Source organism: Mycobacterium sp. NGS69 (assembly GCF_059812165.1).
This window is the reverse complement of sequence record NZ_JCALCD010000004.1, coordinates 99,024-115,684: the sequence shown is the minus strand read 5'-3', so window position 1 is coordinate 115,684 and position 16,661 is coordinate 99,024. Positions and strand designations below refer to the sequence as shown.

At 67.8% G+C, this 16,661-nt stretch carries 15 protein-coding genes; 11 read left to right on the top strand and 4 right to left on the bottom strand.

Going from position 1 to position 16,661, the window contains the following annotated elements; all coding sequences use genetic code 11:
* Position 1: 1 nt before the first annotated feature.
* Entirely contained in the window at positions 2-844 is an 843-nt protein-coding gene (locus AC5Y2S_RS13340; RefSeq protein ID WP_499956607.1) for a GntR family transcriptional regulator, read from the top strand.
* Here the strand turns inward: AC5Y2S_RS13340 and AC5Y2S_RS13335 are convergent.
* The gene (locus AC5Y2S_RS13335) at positions 841-1,482 is read right to left on the bottom strand and encodes a methyltransferase family protein (RefSeq protein WP_499956606.1); all 642 of its coding nucleotides are present in this window, start codon (positions 1,480-1,482) and stop codon (positions 841-843) included. The genes AC5Y2S_RS13340 and AC5Y2S_RS13335 overlap by 4 nt on opposite strands.
* Before the next feature lie 15 nt (positions 1,483-1,497).
* Positions 1,498-2,397: a PfkB family carbohydrate kinase gene (locus tag AC5Y2S_RS13330; RefSeq protein ID WP_499956605.1), complete on the bottom strand. Its 900-nt coding sequence runs from the start codon at positions 2,395-2,397 to the stop codon at positions 1,498-1,500.
* Positions 2,398-2,598: 201 nt separating this feature from the next.
* Here AC5Y2S_RS13330 and AC5Y2S_RS13325 point away from each other — a divergent pair, with 201 nt between their 5' ends.
* From AC5Y2S_RS13325 to AC5Y2S_RS13280, 10 genes are all read left to right on the top strand, one after another.
* Complete coding sequence (locus AC5Y2S_RS13325) at positions 2,599-4,818, top strand: adenylate/guanylate cyclase domain-containing protein (protein ID WP_499956604.1); 2,220 nt, start codon at positions 2,599-2,601, stop codon at positions 4,816-4,818.
* Positions 4,818-6,221 carry a mechanosensitive ion channel domain-containing protein gene (locus tag AC5Y2S_RS13320; protein WP_499956603.1) on the top strand — a complete coding sequence of 468 codons (1,404 nt, stop codon included), beginning with the start codon at positions 4,818-4,820 and terminating at the stop codon, positions 6,219-6,221. Before AC5Y2S_RS13325 ends, AC5Y2S_RS13320 begins: the two co-directional genes overlap by 1 nt.
* A 46-nt stretch (positions 6,222-6,267) precedes the next feature.
* Positions 6,268-7,515, top strand: coding sequence for a glutamate-5-semialdehyde dehydrogenase (locus AC5Y2S_RS13315; protein WP_499956602.1), 1,248 nt, complete (start codon positions 6,268-6,270; stop codon positions 7,513-7,515).
* 27 nt (positions 7,516-7,542) lie between these two features.
* Positions 7,543-8,418, top strand: a complete 876-nt coding sequence (locus AC5Y2S_RS13310; protein WP_499956601.1) for an AAA family ATPase — start codon at positions 7,543-7,545, stop codon at positions 8,416-8,418.
* 9 nt (positions 8,419-8,427) lie between these two features.
* Positions 8,428-9,873: a vWA domain-containing protein gene (locus AC5Y2S_RS13305; protein ID WP_499907393.1), complete on the top strand. Its 1,446-nt coding sequence runs from the start codon at positions 8,428-8,430 to the stop codon at positions 9,871-9,873.
* Between the two features lie 65 nt (positions 9,874-9,938).
* On the top strand, positions 9,939-10,598 hold the full coding sequence (nadD, locus tag AC5Y2S_RS13300) for a nicotinate-nucleotide adenylyltransferase (protein WP_499956600.1): 660 nt from the start codon (positions 9,939-9,941) through the stop codon (positions 10,596-10,598).
* The gene (gene rsfS / locus AC5Y2S_RS13295; RefSeq protein WP_499907381.1) at positions 10,595-11,011 is read left to right on the top strand and encodes a ribosome silencing factor; all 417 of its coding nucleotides are present in this window, start codon (positions 10,595-10,597) and stop codon (positions 11,009-11,011) included. The genes nadD and rsfS overlap by 4 nt, the downstream gene beginning before the upstream one ends.
* Positions 11,008-11,688: a glucosyl-3-phosphoglycerate phosphatase gene (gene gpgP, locus AC5Y2S_RS13290; RefSeq protein WP_499956599.1), complete on the top strand. Its 681-nt coding sequence runs from the start codon at positions 11,008-11,010 to the stop codon at positions 11,686-11,688. Before rsfS ends, gpgP begins: the two co-directional genes overlap by 4 nt.
* Positions 11,678-12,433, top strand: a complete 756-nt coding sequence (gene octT / locus AC5Y2S_RS13285) for a diglucosylglycerate octanoyltransferase (RefSeq protein WP_499907377.1) — start codon at positions 11,678-11,680, stop codon at positions 12,431-12,433. Before gpgP ends, octT begins: the two co-directional genes overlap by 11 nt.
* 4 nt (positions 12,434-12,437) lie before the next feature.
* Positions 12,438-13,274 carry a DegV family protein gene (locus tag AC5Y2S_RS13280; RefSeq protein WP_499956598.1) on the top strand — a complete coding sequence of 279 codons (837 nt, stop codon included), beginning with the start codon at positions 12,438-12,440 and terminating at the stop codon, positions 13,272-13,274.
* On the opposite strand, the gene AC5Y2S_RS13275 is transcribed toward AC5Y2S_RS13280, so the two are convergent.
* Together AC5Y2S_RS13275 and AC5Y2S_RS13270 are read right to left on the bottom strand one after the other, a co-directional pair.
* On the bottom strand, positions 13,257-16,193 hold the full coding sequence (locus AC5Y2S_RS13275) for an MMPL/RND family transporter (RefSeq protein ID WP_499956597.1): 2,937 nt from the start codon (positions 16,191-16,193) through the stop codon (positions 13,257-13,259). The genes AC5Y2S_RS13280 and AC5Y2S_RS13275 overlap by 18 nt on opposite strands.
* Positions 16,190-16,627 (bottom strand): MmpS family transport accessory protein, encoded by a 438-nt coding sequence (locus AC5Y2S_RS13270; RefSeq protein ID WP_499907371.1) that lies wholly within the window; start codon positions 16,625-16,627, stop codon positions 16,190-16,192. The genes AC5Y2S_RS13275 and AC5Y2S_RS13270 overlap by 4 nt, the downstream gene beginning before the upstream one ends.
* Positions 16,628-16,661 lie beyond the last annotated feature (34 nt).

The window sequence follows — 16,661 nt, the reverse complement described above, 5'->3', positions numbered from 1 at the left end:
GATGGGCAGGCGCAAGCGAGGTGCTGTGGAAACATTGACGACCGTGCGGCAGAGCGGGGACAGGCTGGGACCGGTGTCCACCGCCGCGGGGGTGCCATTGCATCGGCAGCTGTTCCTCGTGCTGCACGACGAGATCGACCGCGGCGCCGTCGCCCCGGGCGAGGCGTTGCCCACCGAGCAGACGCTGTGCGATCAGTTCGGGGTTTCCCGCATCACGGTCCGCCGGGCGCTGTCGGACCTGGCCGCGCAGGGATACATCGAACGCAGGCACGGCGTCGGATCGTTTGTCCGCGAACACAGGCCAGCGGAATTGCCGACGGGCGGCTCGTACATGGAAGGGCTGCGCCAGACCCAGTTTGAAACCGAGGTCGACGTGGTCGGACTCGGGACGCGGCGCCCGCCGCGGGCCATCGCCGAGGCGCTCCAGGCGTCCGGCGAGCTGCTGCAGGTCGTGCGGGTGCGCCGGCAACGCCGCACCGGCGAGCCGTTGATGGTCACCGACGCCTGGCTGCCGACGGAACTGGCCGGCGCCTTGACCGAGCCCGCGCTGCGCCAAGCGCCGCTCTATGAGTTGCTGGCGGACGCCGGGATCGTCGTCGATCGCATCCGGCACGAAATCACCGCCGAAATCGCGGGCCCGCGCACCGCACATCTGCTGGACATCTCGATCGGCGCCGCGGTGCTGCGCGTCAACCGCCTGGCATTCGTGTCGGACGCGCCGCATCACCACCTGTCGGTTCTGTTATCGCCCAGCCGCAGTCGCGTGTTGCTCAGCCAGACGGCGGACGAACTGGAAACGGGCGATGGTTTGACGATCGCTCACGATGTCGCGGCGCCGCGCTAACGAGCGAGCCCGACCCCGGGGACGAATCGACCCACCCTGGCGGCGTAGGAGCGATACGCGTCGCCGTGCGTCCGCAACAGGTACGGCTCCTCGACGCGACGGACCTGGAGCTCGATCGTGGCGACCAGCAGGATAAGGCCCGCGAACGCAACGACATTGGGCGTCACCAACGCGATACCGAAGCCGAAGGTGAACATCGCGGTATAGATGGGGTTGCGGATCCGGCCGTACACGCCGGTGTGCACCAGCGTCGTCGTCTCCCTCGGGTCAACCCCGATCCGCCAGGAATCGCCCATCTCGAGTTGCGCGTACACCGTCGCGGCGATGCCGCCCGTCGCCACCACGATGCCCACGGCCTGGATCCAGGCCTCGTCCAGCAAGCCGACGGGTTCAACGACCCTGGCCTCCTGCAGGATTGGCGCGCTGACCGCCACCGTGAGCGCGGCGACGAAGCCGACGCCGGCCAGGCGTTCCAAAACGCCACCGGTACGGATGCCGCGAAATCCCGTCGAGCCGGTCCGCCGGTACTGCAGCCAACTGCGCCAGCCGAATCCGAGGATTCCGAATATCGCGAAGAGCACCAAGGCCATGTCGGCGGCGGCCGTCGCCGGCATGCAGGCTCCCATGACCGCAGGCATCGCAGCGAGGGTACATCAATCGGTTTGGTCAGGAAAAGCGTCTCGCAGCGCCGTGTCGATCGCGTCGGCGCGCGGCGCGCAGTCACCGGCGCCGGGCACCAGGGTGGCCAGCGCGCCCGCGGCGCAGGCGCGCCGCAGCGCGGCCAGTCGCCCGGCCCTCGAGGCCGGACTTGGGCAGTCGCCGCGCGGCCAACTCGCGGCCAGCGCCCCGGCGAAAACGTCGCCCGCGCCGGTGGTGTCAACGGCTTTGACCTTCGGTGCGGGTACCACGAAATCGCCGTCTTCGCCGACATAGCGCGCGCCGCGCGCCCCCAGGGTGATCACCAGGTGGGTCGGCTGCCACGGCCAGCATTCGGCCTCGGTCTCGTTGGCGATCACCACGTCCGTGGCGGCCGCCAGTTCGGCCAACCGGCTTTGGTCCTGGCCGGCGGGTGAGGCGTTGACGACGACCACCGCCCCCGTCGAGCGGGCTTCGCGCGCCGCCGCAGCGGCCGTCGGCACCGGAATCTCCAACTGCGTCAAAAGCACATCGCAGGTGCCGACCGCCCGGCAAGCGTCGGCCGGGGTCAGCCGCCCATTGGCGCCCGGCGCGACGAGGATGGTGTTCTCGGCGCCGGCATCGACCACGACGACGGCGGTACCGCTCGACCCCGAAACCTCGATCGTCCCGTCGAGCCCAACATCGTTCGCCCGCAGGTGGGCCCGCAACCGTGCGGCGGCCGCGTCGTCGCCGAGGGCACCGACGAAGCGCACGCGCGCGCCCGCGCGGGCCGCCGCCACCGCCTGGTTGGCGCCCTTGCCGCCGGGAGCGGAGGTCAGCGACGAGGCCAACACCGTCTCGCCCGGCCGCGGCAGGGCATCGACGTCGAACGTCAGGTCCATGTTCACGCTGCCGACCACGCAGACCCGCGTCATGACGCCGACGTTAGTCGGGCGGGAATTCCGACGGACGATCGCCGCCGGGAACCGCGAAAACGACTATTGCGGCCGAACCGTAAGCCCGGGTTGGGCCTTTTGCCGCTAATCCTTCGCGGCATTCGCCAATATCGTGATGTCCGCGCGTTAGTCTGCTGCGTGATCGGTGTCAATCCGGTCGGAAGGAAGGGGGAAAGGCGAATGACGCTGACCGAGCCGAAAATGGCCGAACCGGCGTCTGAAAACACGCCGGAAACCGCCCCTGAATCCGTGTCGACCGAAAAGCCGCGCCGGGGAGCGCGCCGGCCGCTGGTGTGGCACCGCTTCCGCTTCGGCATCCAGTCCAAGATCCTCATCGCGATGCTCCTTTCGGGGATCCTCGGCGTGTCCGTGATCGGGCTCATCGGGGCCATATCCGGCCGCAATGCCCTGCGGCAAGTCGAGTCCGAGCGGCTGATCGAGCTGCGCGAGTCGCAGAAGAGGCAGGTCCAGGCGCTGTTCCGGGAGGTGACGAATTCCCTGATCGTCTACAGCAGCGGATTCAGCGTCAACGAGGCCACCGCGGCGTTGACGGCGGGCTTCAACCAATTGGGAAATTCGTCGATCACCCCCGCTCAACAGCAGGAGCTCGTCAACTACTACCAGAACCAGATGATCGCGCCGATCAAACGGATCAACGGCAACGAGATCGACCTCAACGCGGTGCTGCCGACTTCCCCGTCGCAGAAATACATTCAGGCGTATTACACCGCGCCGCCGAGGCCGACCCCCGACTCGCTGCCCGTCGAGGACGCGGGCGACGGCAGCGCATGGTCGACGGCCAACGCGCGCTTCGATTTCTACATGCGCTCCATCGTCACCCGCTTCGATTATCGCGACGCGCTGCTGCTCGACATGCAGGGCAACGTCGTCTACTCCGTCCGCAAGGGCCCCGACCTCGGGACCAACATCCTCACCGGGCCCTATCGCGAATCGAAGCTGCATGACGCGTACGACAGGGCGCTGCGCTCCAACGACGTGGATTTCGTCTGGATCACCGACTTTCAGCCCTATCAGCCCGCGCTCGACGCGCCCACGGCGTGGGTGGTCTCGCCGGTCGGCATGAACGGCAAGATGGACGGTGTCATGGCCCTTCCGGTGCCGATCGCGAAGATCAACAACATCATGACCGCCAACAAGCACTGGCAAGCCGCCGGCATGGGCTCCGCGACCGAGACCTATCTCGCCGGCGCCGACGGCCTGATGCGGTCGGACTCACGGGAATTCCTGGAAAACCCCCAGCAATACAAGCGAGACGCCATCGACGCCGGCACGGCGCCTGACGTCGTGGAGAGGGCGATCCGGCTGGGCGGCACGACGCTGGTGCAGCCGGTCGACACCGCGGGTCTTCGCGCCGCCAGGCGCGGGGAGACCGGCACCATGAGCTCCGTCGACTACACCGGCAACAAGGAATTGGAAGCCTATGCGCCACTGGACATTCCCAATTCCGACCTGCACTGGTCGATCCTGGCCACGCGGGACGACTCGGACGCATTTGCGCGGCTGGGCAGGTTCAGCAAGACACTCGTGATCGCGGTCACCGCGCTGGTGTTCGTGATCAGCGTCGCCTCGATGGTGATCGCCGGGACGGCGATGCGGCCGGTCCGGCGCCTGGAGGAGGGCACCCGCAAAATCAGCTCCGGCGACTACGACGTCAACATTCCGGTCATGACGCGGGACGAAATCGGCGACCTCACAGCGGCTTTCAATGAGATGAGCCGCAACCTCGCGATCAAGGAAGAGCTGCTCAACGAGCAGCGCAACGAAAACAACCGCCTGCTGCTGGCGCTGATGCCGGAGTCGATCGTCGAGCGGTATCGCGAGGGCGAGGCGACCATCGCCCAGAAGCACCAGGACGTCGCCATCATCTTCGCCGACATCGCCGGGCTGGACGAGCTTTCCAACGACCTGCCGGGCGACGAGCTGGTGCGGATCGTCGACGAGCTGTTCCGGCAGTTCGATTCGGCGGCGGAAACTCTTGGCGTCGAACGTATCCGCACCTTCCACAACGGTTACCTCGCCACCTGCGGGGTGATCACCCCGCGATTGGACAGCATTCACCGAACCGTCGACTTCGCCGTCGAGATGCGCCGCATCATCGAGCGGTTCAACAGCCAGACCGGCCACGAGTTGGGCCTTCGGGTCGGAATCAACACCGGCAACGTCATCAGCGGGCTGGTGGGCCGATCCAGCCTCGTCTACGACATGTGGGGCGCCGCGGTGAGCCTGGCCTCCCAGATGCACAGGGGCGCACCGCAGCCCGGCATCTATGTCAGCACCCCGGTCTACGAGGCGATGCGCGACGTTCGGCACTTCACGCCCGCGGGCACGATCTCGGTCGGCGGCACCGAGCAGGCCATGTACCGGTTGTCGGAGCGATGATGAACGCCTGGAACTCCTCGTGGTTCTACTGGGCGGTGGGTATCGCCGTCGGATTTCCGATCTGCTTGATTTTTCTTACCGAGCTGCACCACACGCTGGTCCGCCGGAACAGCCGCGTGGCCAGGCAGGTTGGCCTGCTGCGCAATTACCTGCTGCCCCTCGTCGCGCTCTTGCTGCTGCTCGTCAAGGCGTCGCAAATTCCCGCCGGGGAGGTGCCGGTGCGGCTCCTCACCACGGTGTTCGGCTTCCTGGTGCTGGTGCTGATGTTGTCCGGGCTCAACGCCACCGTGTTCGAAGGCGCGCCCGAAGAGAGCTGGCGTGCGCGCCTGCCCGCCATCTTCCTCGACGTCGCGCGGTTTGCCCTGATCGGCGTCGGGCTGGTGCTGATCCTGTCGTATATCTGGGGCGTGCGGGTCGGCGGCCTGTTCACCGCGCTGGGCGTCACCTCGGTCGTCATCGGCCTGATGCTGCAGAACTCCGTCGGCCAGATCGTGTCGGGCTTGTTCATGCTCTTCGAGCAGCCTTTCCGGATCAACGACTGGCTGGACACCGGCACCGCGAAGGGACGCGTCGTCGAGGTGAACTGGCGGGCGGTCCACATCGACACCGGCAGCGGAATGCGGGTGACGCCGAACTCGGTGCTGGCCACGACGGCGTTCACCAACCTGAGCCGCCCGGTGGGGACCCACAAGCTGGCGATGACGACGACGTTTTCGCCCGCCGACCCGCCCGACCGGGTGTGCGCCATGCTGTCGCGCGTCGCCCTCGGTCTGCCGCAGCTCAAGGCCGACAGCGTGCCCCGGTCGGTGCCCGTCGGCGCCGGGGAGTACCGCACCTCCATCGGGCTGACCTCACCCGCCGACGACGGCGCCGCGAAAGCAACCTTCCTGCGCTGGATCTGGTACGCCGCGCGGCGCGAAGGCCTGCACCTGGACAACAGCGACGACGACTACTCGACCCCAGAGCGGGTGGAGAAAGCGCTGCGCACCGTGGTGGCGCCGGCATTGCGGCTGAACGCCGACGAACAGCGGTCGCTGCATTCGTGCGCGAAACTCGTCCGGTACGGTGCCGACGAAACCGTGGAATACGCGGGTCAGATTCCGAGCGGTATGACGTTTCTGGTCGAGGGCCGCGTGCAGCTGACCGCGATGGCCGACGACGGATCGATCGTCCCGATCAGCACGCTGCTCGAAGGTTCGTTCCTGGGATTGACCGCACTCACCCGGCAGCCGAACATGGCGAGCGCGTACGCGCTCGACGAGGTGACCGCGCTGGAGATCGATCGCGAACACGTCGAGCACCTGGTGATGCGTGAACCGTTGCTGCTACAGAACTTCGGCCACATCCTCGACGAACGGCAGAGCAAAGTGCGGCAGGCGCGCCGCGGTGAGCGGGTCGCCTGAGGCTCCCGCTCTGACCTGGCCCGCTGGGGACCGTTACCCTTAATAAATGAGTCTGCAAGCCCCAACGCGCCCTGACTTGCGCCGGGAGGTCCACGACGCCGCGCGCCGCGCCCGGGTCGCCGCCCGCGCGCTGGCGTTGCTGCCGACCGTCGCCAAGGACGCGGCCCTGCAGTCGGCGGCCGACGCGATAGGCGCCCACACCGAGCGGATCCTGGCGGCCAACGCCGAAGACCTCGACGCGGCCCGGGCGGCCGGCACACCGACCGCGATGCTCGACCGGTTGGCGCTGGACCGCAAGCGCGTCGAGGGAATCGCCGCCGGCCTGCGCCAGGTCGCCGGGTTGCCGGACCCGGTCGGGGAGGTGCTGCGGGGCTACACCCTGCCCAACGGGCTGCACCTGCGCCAGCAGCGGGTGCCGCTCGGCGTGGTCGGCATGATCTACGAGGGCCGGCCCAACGTCACCGTCGACGCGTTCGGGCTGGCGCTCAAGTCCGGCAACGCGGTGCTGCTGCGCGGCAGCTCGTCGGCGGCGAAGTCCAATCAGGCGCTCGTCGACGTGTTGCGCGGGTCGCTGATCAGCGAGGACCTGCCCGCCGACGCGGTTCAGCTGCTCTCGGCCGCCGATCGATCCACGGTCACCCACCTGATCCAGGCGCGCGGACTGGTCGACGTGGTGATCCCGCGCGGGGGCGCGAGCCTGATCGACGCGGTGGTGCGCGACGCCCGGGTCCCCACCATCGAGACCGGAGTCGGCAACTGCCACGTGTACGTGCACGAGTCCGCCGACCTGGACGTGGCGGAACGGATCCTGCTGAACTCCAAGACCCGTCGGCCCAGCGTCTGCAACGCCGCCGAGACGCTGCTGGTCGATTCCGCGATCGTCGCGGAGGCCATGCCCAGGCTGGTCGGCGCCCTGCAGGATGCCGGGGTGACGGTTCATCTCGACGCGGATGAGTCCGACCTGCGCCGCGAGTACCTGTCGATGGACATCGCGGTGGCCGTCGTCGACGACGTCGACGCCGCGATCGCCCACATCAACGAATACGGCACCGGGCACACCGAGGCGATCGTGACAACGAATATGGCTGCGGCGCAACGGTTTAGCGACGGGGTCGATGCTGCCGCGGTGATGATCAACGCTTCGACGGCCTTCACCGACGGCGAGCAGTTCGGTTTCGGCGCCGAGATCGGCATCTCCACACAGAAGCTGCATGCGCGCGGCCCGATGGGATTGCCGGAACTGACCTCGACCAAGTGGATCGCGTGGGGAGACGGGCAGACCCGCCCGGCCTGACGCCAAAGCCTGAGGAGAACTGAGATCGTGAGTGTGCCCGCCCGGCCGGCGCCGCTATTCGCCGACATCGACGACGTCTCGCGACGGTTGGCCGAGACCGGCTACCTGCCCGACACCGCGACCGCGACCGCCGTGTTCCTGGCCGACCGGCTCGGCAAGCCGCTGCTGGTGGAGGGACCGGCCGGCGTCGGCAAGACCGAGCTGGCCCGCGCCATCGCCCAGGCCACCGGCTCGGGGCTGGTGCGCCTGCAGTGCTACGAGGGCGTCGACGAGGCCCGCGCGCTCTACGAGTGGAACCACGCCAAGCAGATCCTGCGGATCCAGGCCGGGTCGGGCGACTGGGACCAGACCAAGGACGACGTGTTCAGCGAGGAGTTTCTGCTACAGCGTCCGCTGCTGACCGCCATCCGGCGCACGGACCCGACGGTGCTGCTGATCGACGAGACCGACAAGGCCGACATCGAGATCGAGGGCCTGCTGCTGGAGGTGCTGTCCGACTTCGCGGTGACCGTGCCCGAACTGGGCACCATCACCGCCGCGCGGACACCGCTCGTGGTGCTGACCTCCAACGCCACCCGCGAATTGTCCGAGGCGCTCAAGCGGCGCTGCCTGTTCCTGCACATCGACTTCCCGAGCCCCGAGCTGGAGCGGCGCATCCTGTTGTCCCGCGTCCCCGAGCTGCCCGCGCACCTGGCCGAGGAATTGGTGCGCATCATCGGCGTGCTGCGCGGGATGCAGCTGAAGAAGGTGCCGTCCATCGCCGAGACCATCGACTGGGGCCGCACCCTGCTCGCGCTGGGCCTGGACACGATCGACGACGCCGTGGTCGCGCAGACACTCGGCGTGGTCCTCAAGCATCAATCCGATCAGCAGCGCGCCGCCGGCGAGCTCCGGCTCAATTAGGACGCCGTGATGGCCGCCCGCCGCATCCGTCCCAGCCGCCCGCTGGCCCCCCACGGGCTGCCGGGCCATCTGGTCGGTTTTGTGGAAGCGCTTCGCGCGCAGGGTATTTCGGTGGGCCCGTCGGAGACGGTGGACGCCGGGCGGGTGATGGCGACCCTGGGCCTGGCCGATCGCGAGGTGCTGCGGGAGGGGATCGCCTGCGCCGTTTTGCGCCGGCCCGATCACCGCGAGACCTACGACGCCATGTTCGACCTGTGGTTCCCCGCCGCGCTGGGTTCGAGGGCGGTGGTCACCGACGACGAGGGCGGCGCGGCGCAAGACGACTCGCTCCCGCCCGACGATGTCGAGGCGATGCGCCAGATGCTGCTGGACCTGCTCACCGAAAACCCCGAGCTTGCCGACCTGGACGAGCGCCTTGTCGCGATGATCGCGCGGATCGTGGAGGCCTACGGCAAATACAGTTCCAGCCGGGGCCCGTCGTTCTCGTCGTACCAGGCGCTCAAGGCGATGGCGCTGGACGAGTTGGAGGGCAAGCTGCTGGCGGGACTGCTCGCCCCGTACGGTGACGAGCCCACCCCCACCCAGGAACAGATCGCCAAAGCGCTGGCGGCCCAGCGGATCACGCAGCTGCGCAAGATGGTCGACGCCGAAACCAAGCGGCGCACCGCCGAGCAGTTGGGCCGCGACCACGTCCAGATGTACGGCATCCCACAGCTTTCGGAGAACGTCGAGTTCCTGCGCGCGTCGGGCGACCAGCTGCGCCAGATGCAGCGGGTGGTGGCGCCGCTGGCCCGCACCCTGGCGACCCGGCTGGCGGCCCGCCGGCGGCGCTCCCGGGCGGGGACCATCGACCTGCGCAAGACGCTGCGCAAGTCCATGTCCACCGGCGGGGTGCCGATCGACGTAGTGCTGGCCAAACCCCGCCCGGCGCGGCCGGAACTGGTTGTGCTGTGCGATGTTTCGGGTTCGGTCGCCGGGTTCAGTCACTTCACCCTGCTGCTGGTGCACGCCCTGCGGCAGCAGTTTTCGCGGGTTCGCGTCTTCGCGTTCATCGACACGACCGACGAGGTGACCCACATGTTCGGCCCGGAAGCCGACCTGGCCGTGGCGATCCAGCGGATCACCCGGGAGGCCGGTGTGTACAGCCGCGACGGGCACTCGGACTACGGCAACGCGTTCGTCTCGTTCGTACAGGCCCACCCGAACGCGCTGTCGCCGCGCAGCTCGCTGCTGGTGCTCGGGGACGGGCGCACCAACTACCGCGACCCGGCCATCGATGTGCTGGTCGACATGGTGACCGCCAGCCGCCACGCGCATTGGCTCAACCCCGAACCCAAGCACCTGTGGGGCAGCGGCGACTCGGCGGTGCCGCGCTACCAAGAGGTCATCACGATGCACGAATGCCGGTCCGCAAAGCAGTTGGCGGCGGTGATCGACCAGCTGCTGCCGGTGTGACGGCGCGTCGGCCCGCTGAGCTGGGGAATCAGCGCCGCGCCTGAGCTCAAGTAAGCTGGCAAATCGTGCAAAAGCAGCTTCGCCGGCTCGGGGTGATGGGCGGGACGTTCGATCCCATCCATTACGGCCACCTGGTGGCCGCCAGCGAGGTCGCCGACCTGTTCGACCTGGACCAGGTGGTCTTCGTGCCCAGCGGCCAGCCGTGGCAGAAGAGCCGGCACGTCTCCGCCGCCGAGGACCGGTATCTGATGACGGTGATCGCCACCGCGTCCAATCCGCGGTTTTCGGTGAGCCGGGTCGACATCGACCGCGCCGGGCCCACCTACACCCGGGACACGCTGGCCGACCTGCACGCGCTCAACCCCGAATCGCAGCTGTACTTCATCACGGGTGCCGACGCGCTCGAGTCGATCCTGTCGTGGCAGGGCTGGGAGGAGCTGTTCGGGTTGGCGCGCTTCATCGGCGTCAGCCGGCCCGGATACGAGCTGCGCCGCGAACACGTCACCGGCGTTCTGGGCGAGCTGACCGAGGACGCGCTGACCCTCGTCGAGGTTCCGGCGCTGGCGATCTCGTCGACCGACTGTCGCCGGCGCGCCGAACAGGGCCGCCCGCTGTGGTATTTGATGCCCGACGGTGTCGTGCAATACGTTTCGAAGCGCCGGCTGTACCGCACAGCCGAAGGATCAACGCGCCCAACGACATTCGCGGCGGGAAACAACACGTGACCGCCACCCGGGAAGCCATCGAGATGGCCACCGTCGCGGCGCGCGCGGCCGCCTCCAAACTGGCCGACGACGTGCTCGTCATCGACGTCTCGGGCCAGCTGGTGATCACCGACTGCTTCGTCATCGCCTCGGCGTCCAACGAGCGGCAGGTCAACGCGATCGTCGACGAGGTCGAGGAGAAAATGCGTAAGGCGGGCTACCGCCCGGCGCGGCGTGAGGGTGCCCGGGAAGGGCGCTGGACGCTGCTCGACTACCGCGACATCGTCGTGCACATCCAGCACCAGGACGACCGCAACTTCTATGCGCTGGACCGGCTGTGGGGCGACTGCCCGGTGATACCGGTGGACCTGGATGAGCGGGGCGAAGACCCATCCGATTCCGACGACTCGGACGACGCGGCGAGCGCGCGATGAGGATCCGCCGTCTGGTGATGTTGCGGCATGGGCAGACCGACTTCAATCTCGGCAGCCGGATGCAGGGCCAGCTGGACACCGAGCTCAGCGAGCTGGGCCGCGCGCAGGCGGTCGCCGCGGCCGAGGTGCTGGGCAAGCTGCAGCCGCTGCTGATCGTCTCGTCGGACCTACGGCGCGCGTACGACACCGCCATCAAGCTGGGGGAGCGCACGGGCCTGAAGGTCTGGGTCGATGAGCGGTTGCGCGAGACCCACCTGGGTGACTGGCAGGGTCTGACGCACGCCCAGATCGACGTCGAGGCGCCCGGCGCCCGCCTGGCCTGGCGCGAGGACGCGACGTGGGCGCCGCACGGCGGGGAAAGCAGGGTCGACGTGGCCGCCCGCAGCCTGCCGCTGGTCGCCGAACTGGTATCGGGGGAGTCGGAGTGGGGCGATGAGAACCAACCGGATCGGCCGGTGGTGCTGGTCGCCCACGGCGGCCTGATCGCCGCCCTGTCGGCCGCGCTGTTGCGGCTGCCGGCCGCCAACTGGCCGGTGCTGGGCGGCATGGGCAATGCCAGCTGGGTGCAGTTGTCCGGCCACTCCGACGATTGGGGCGCCGGCGCCGATTTCGATGCCGTCCGCTGGCGCCTCGATGTGTGGAACGCTTCCGCGCAGGTTGCGAACGATGTCCTCTGAGCCGTCCCGCACGCAGGGGTCCAGGCCCACCCTGTTGGTGTTCGCCGATTCCCTGTCATATTACGGGCCGACCGGGGGCCTGCCCGCCGACGATCCCCGCATCTGGCCCAATATCGTTGCCACGCAACTGGGTTGGGATGTGGAGCTGATCGGGCGCATCGGCTGGACCTGTCGCGACGTCTGGTGGGCGGCGACGCAGGACCCGCGGGCCTGGGCGGCGCTGCCCCGGGCTGGCGCGGTGATCTTCGCGACCGGCGGGATGGATTCGCTGCCCTCGGTGCTGCCGACCGCGGTTCGCGAGCTGATCCGCTACGTGCGGCCGCCGTGGCTGCGGCGCTGGGTCCGCGACGGCTACGCGTGGCTGCAGCCCCGGCTCTCGCCGGTGGCCCGGTCGGCGCTGCCGCCGCACCTGAGCGCCGAATACCTCGAACAGACCCGCGGCGCAATCGATTTCAACCGCCCCGGCATTCCGATCGTGGCGTCACTGCCGTCGGTGCACATCGCCGAGACATACGGCAAGGCCCACCATGGCCGCGCGGGGACGGTGTCCGCGATCACCGAGTGGGCGGAGCAACACGACGTCCCCCTGGTCGATCTCAAAGCCGCTGTCGCGGAACAGGTCATGAGTGGGCGCGGTAACCCCGACGGCATCCATTGGAATTTCGAAGCCCACCAGGCGGTCGCGGAGCTGATGCTCAAGGCCCTTGCCGAAGCCGGCGTTGCCGGCGAGAAGCCGCGCGGGTAACGCGATGCCAGTCGTGGTGGTGACCGATGCGTCGTCGCGCCTGCCCGCCGATCTGCTCGAAAAGTGGTCCATCCGCGTGGTTCCGTTGCATATCCTGCTCGACGGCCGCGACCTGCGCGACGGCGTGGACGACATTCCCGACGACATCTACCAGCAGCACGCGACCACCGCGGCGGCCACCCCGGCCGAACTGGCCAACGCCTATCAGCAGGCGCTGGCCGACAGCGGCGGTGACGGCGTGGTGGCGGTGCATCTTTCCTCGGCGCTGTCCGGAACCTGCGGCGCCGCCCAACGCACCGCGGCCGACCTGGACGCGAACGTGCGCGTCATCGACTCGCGTTCGGCCGCAATGGGAACGGGGTTCGTGGCGCTGGCCGCCGCGCGCGCCGCGGCCGACGGCGGCGACCTGTCCGTCGTCGCGGGCGCCGCGACTTCGGCGGTGTCGCGCGGCCACGCGTTCGTGGTGGTGCACCGCCTGGACAACCTGCGCCGCAGCGGGCGGATCGGCGGGGCCAAGGCGTGGCTGGGGACCGCGCTGGCGCTCAAGCCGCTGTTGCGCATCGATGACGGCAAACTCGTTCTCGCCCAACGGGTGCGGACCGTGACCCACGCGACCGCGGCGATGATCGACCGGGTCTGCGAGGTCGTCGGCGAGAGCCCCGCCGCCCTGGCCGTGCAGCATGTGGCCAACCCGGAGGGCGCGAACGAGGTGGCGGCGGCGCTGGCGCAGCGGCTACCGGCGTGCGAGCCGGCGATCGTCAGCCCGCTGGGGCCGGTGCTCGGGCTGCACGTCGGCCCGGGGGCCGTCGCGGTGTGCCTGGACTTAGCTCCTGGCGGCTGACGCCACCGGTGCCGTGACGGCGCGCGGACGGCCGTAGTCACCGCGCGGGTGAACGACGAGCGGCCACCAGAACCAGCGACCGAGCAGGGTGGCGATCGACGGCATTAGTAGTGTGCGCACGACCAGGGTGTCGAGCAGCAGGCCGATGCACACCGTCGACCCGAACTGCCCCAGCACCCGCAGCTCGCTGCCGAGCATGGACGCCATGGTGAAGGCGAACACCAGCCCCGCGGCGGTCACCACCCCACCGGTGCCGGCCATCGATCGGATGATCCCCGTCTTGAGTCCGTGATGGATTTCCTCTTTGAACCGCGACACCAGCAGCAGGTTGTAGTCAGATCCGACGGCCAGCAGGATGATGACCGACAGCGCCATCACGATCCAGTGGATTCTGATGCCGAACAGGTCCTGCCAAATCAGCACCGACAGCCCGAATGACGCGGCGATCGAACTGGCCGCCGTGCCGACGATCACCAGCGCGGCAACCACGCTCCGGGTGAGCAGCAGCATGATCGTGAAGATCAGCGTCAGGGCCGACACCACGGCGATCATCAGGTCGTATTTCTCGCCGTCGGCCATGTCCCGGAACGTCGCGGCGGTTCCACCGAGATACACCCGGGCATCCGACAGCGAGGACTGTTTCAACGCCTCCTGCGCCGCGGTGCGTTCGGCGTCGACTCGGGCAATGCCCTCTGGACTCATCGGATCGCCCTGATGGGTGATGAAGAACCGGGCCGACTTGCCGTCGGGTGACAGGAACATGCGAAGGCCCGTCTGGAAATCGGGGTTGTCGAAGGCCTCCGGCGGCAGATAGAAGAAGTCGTCGTTCTTGGACTGATCGAAGCTCTGCCCCATCACGATGGCGGTGTTGCTCATCGCTTCCATCTGATCGATCATCGCCTTGAACGTCTGGTAGAGCGTCAGCGTGATGCCCCTGGTGTTCTTCAGGGTCGAGATCAGTACGGGGAACAGCGCATTCAGGTCGTGGGTGGCCTTGGCGGTGTGTGCGATATCGGCGGTGAGGTAGTGGAACTGCTCGGCGAGCTGGTCGAAGCCGTCGAAGGTGTCGAAGAGGGACCGTATGCCGATGCACAACGGGATGTCGTAGCAGTGCCGCTCCCAGTAGAAGTAGCTCCGTACCGGCCGGAAGGTGTCGTCGAAATCCGCGATGTGGTCGCGCAACTTGTCCGTGATCTGCGACGTCACCTCGGTGGTCTTTGCGCTGTCGTCGGCGGCGTTGGCCAGGTCCAGCGACACCTCGTACTGGCGTTGCGTGGTGTCGATCTGGGTCTGCAGATCGTCGGCCATCCTCAGGATGTCGGCGATGCGGTCCTTGAGGAAGCTCATGTTCTGCATCGTCGTCTGACTCTGGATGCTGTTCTGGAACGGAATCGAGCTGTGCTGGATCGGGATTCCCAGCGGCCGGGTGATGTCCTGGACCATGGCGATGCCCTGCGTGCGCATCTCGTTCTTTGCCACCCGGTCCAACACCAGCATGTCGGCCGGGTTTCGCATGTCGTGGTCGGACTCGACCATCAACAGGTCGGGGTTCATCCGCGCCTCGGAGAAATGCCGGTTCGCGGCCTCTTGCCCCTGATTGGACGGGGCTGACAACGGCAGGTAATGGCGGTCGTTGTAGCTCGTGTGGAAACTCGGCAGGGCGATCATGCCGACCAGCACGACCGCGGCACTGACGGCCAAAATCGGTGCGGGCCAACGCACTACCGCGGTGCCAACCCGGCGCCATAGCCGGCCACGCTTGGCTTGCTTTTCGAAGAGGTGGAAGCGACTGCCGATGAAGACCACCGCGGGGCCTAGGGTGAGCCCGGCCGCGACCACGACCAGCATGCCGATCGCCACGGGTGCGCCCATGGTGTTGAACCAGGGTAACCGCGAAAAACTCAGGCAATAGGTCGCCCCTGCGATCGTCAGGCCCGAGCCGAGGACGACGGGAGCAACACCCTTGAATGTGGTGTAGTACGCGCTTTCTCGATCCTCACCGCTGGCCAGCGCTTCTTGATACCGGCCGACCAGGAAGATGCCGTAGTCGGTCCCGGCGGCGATCGCCAGCATGGTGAGGATGTTGGCGGCGAAGGTCGTGAGCCCAAATGCGTCGTGATACGCCAGAACCGCGACGACCCCTCGCGCACACGCCAGGGCCACGAAGGTCATGAACAGCTGCACGAGCGTGGTGACGATGGACCGGTAGACCAGCAGCAACATGATCGCGATGGCGCCCAGCGTGAACAGCGTGATCTTGGCCAGGCTGGCGTTGCCGATGATGTGCATGTCGTCGGACAGCGCGGCGGGACCGGTGACGTAGGCCTTCACCCCGGGTGGCGCCTTGTTCTCGTCGATCACCTTGCGGACCGCGTCCACGGACCCGTTGGCCTGCGTGGTGCCTTGATTACCGGCAAGGTTTATCTGCACATAGGCGGCCTTGGCGTCGGCGCTCTGCGCCCCGGCCGCGGTCAGCCGGTCTCCCCAGAAGTCCTGGATGTGCTGGATGTGCTTGGAATCCTGCCGCAGCTGGCGAATGACGTTGTCGTAGTAGCGGTGCGCGTCGTCGCCCAGGGGTTGTTGGCCTTCCAGCACGATCATGACGGTGCTGTTGGAATCGAATTCGCGGAAGTTGTGCCCCATCCGCATCATGGCCTTCATGGACGGAGCGTCCAGTGGGGCCATCGGCGCCGAATGCGCTTCGCCGACGACTTCGAGTTTGGGAACGATCGTGTTCACCAGCACCGTCACGAACACCCAGGCCAGGATGATCGGTATCGCGAAGATTCGGATCGCGTGGGGAAGATAAGGGCGGTGGCCGCGATCCGCCATGCTGGGCTTCTTGGTCGTGATCGGGCCCGTGGCGTCGTCGTCTTCGGCGCTTCTGGTGCCGGAACCGGCCTTGTCGATGTCGGTCATGCGGACTTCACCAGGCAGAAGGTTTGGGCGTTATGGCCGTCGGAATTCTGGTTGTCGCGGACGACGCCGTCGACGGTGATCTTGCAGCTGATCCGGCTGCCGTCGCTTTGCGCCATGATGTTGGCGCTCACCGAGGGAAGCGTGGTGGAGATTGTGGTCGACCAGGGCAGCGGCGCGTTGTTGATTTGGTGGGTGTTGGCGTTCTCGTCCCAGTAGTTGATGTTCGCGGTGGATCCGGGCGGTCCCGAGATGTCGTACACGACGACCTTCGGATTGAACTGCACGATCTCGATCCCCCTGCCCGCATTCGCGTTGAGGTCCTGGGACCCGAAAATTTTGTGTAGCCGCGAGACCACCAAAGCCGAGACGGCGAGCACGACCACCAACACCACAGGAATCCACGCTCGCTTGAGCGCCCGGGCTAGGGCCTTCACTACCTTGACCGCCTTCCGCTCGCCCCCGCGGCCA

What these genes read in the sequence shown, in the direction of transcription:
- AC5Y2S_RS13340 (WP_499956607.1), top strand. Translation starts at nt 2, where the DNA reads ATGGGCAGGCGCAAGCGAGGTGCTGTGGAAACATTGACGACCGTGCGG.
- AC5Y2S_RS13335 (WP_499956606.1), bottom strand. Translation starts at nt 1,482, where the DNA reads ATGCCTGCGGTCATGGGAGCCTGCATGCCGGCGACGGCCGCCGCCGAC.
- AC5Y2S_RS13330 (WP_499956605.1), bottom strand. Translation starts at nt 2,397, where the DNA reads ATGACGCGGGTCTGCGTGGTCGGCAGCGTGAACATGGACCTGACGTTC.
- AC5Y2S_RS13325 (WP_499956604.1), top strand. Translation starts at nt 2,599, where the DNA reads ATGACGCTGACCGAGCCGAAAATGGCCGAACCGGCGTCTGAAAACACG.
- AC5Y2S_RS13320 (WP_499956603.1), top strand. Translation starts at nt 4,818, where the DNA reads ATGAACGCCTGGAACTCCTCGTGGTTCTACTGGGCGGTGGGTATCGCC.
- AC5Y2S_RS13315 (WP_499956602.1), top strand. Translation starts at nt 6,268, where the DNA reads ATGAGTCTGCAAGCCCCAACGCGCCCTGACTTGCGCCGGGAGGTCCAC.
- AC5Y2S_RS13305 (WP_499907393.1), top strand. Translation starts at nt 8,428, where the DNA reads ATGGCCGCCCGCCGCATCCGTCCCAGCCGCCCGCTGGCCCCCCACGGG.
- gpgP (WP_499956599.1), top strand. Translation starts at nt 11,008, where the DNA reads ATGAGGATCCGCCGTCTGGTGATGTTGCGGCATGGGCAGACCGACTTC.
- octT (WP_499907377.1), top strand. Translation starts at nt 11,678, where the DNA reads ATGTCCTCTGAGCCGTCCCGCACGCAGGGGTCCAGGCCCACCCTGTTG.
- AC5Y2S_RS13280 (WP_499956598.1), top strand. Translation starts at nt 12,438, where the DNA reads ATGCCAGTCGTGGTGGTGACCGATGCGTCGTCGCGCCTGCCCGCCGAT.
- AC5Y2S_RS13275 (WP_499956597.1), bottom strand. Translation starts at nt 16,193, where the DNA reads ATGACCGACATCGACAAGGCCGGTTCCGGCACCAGAAGCGCCGAAGAC.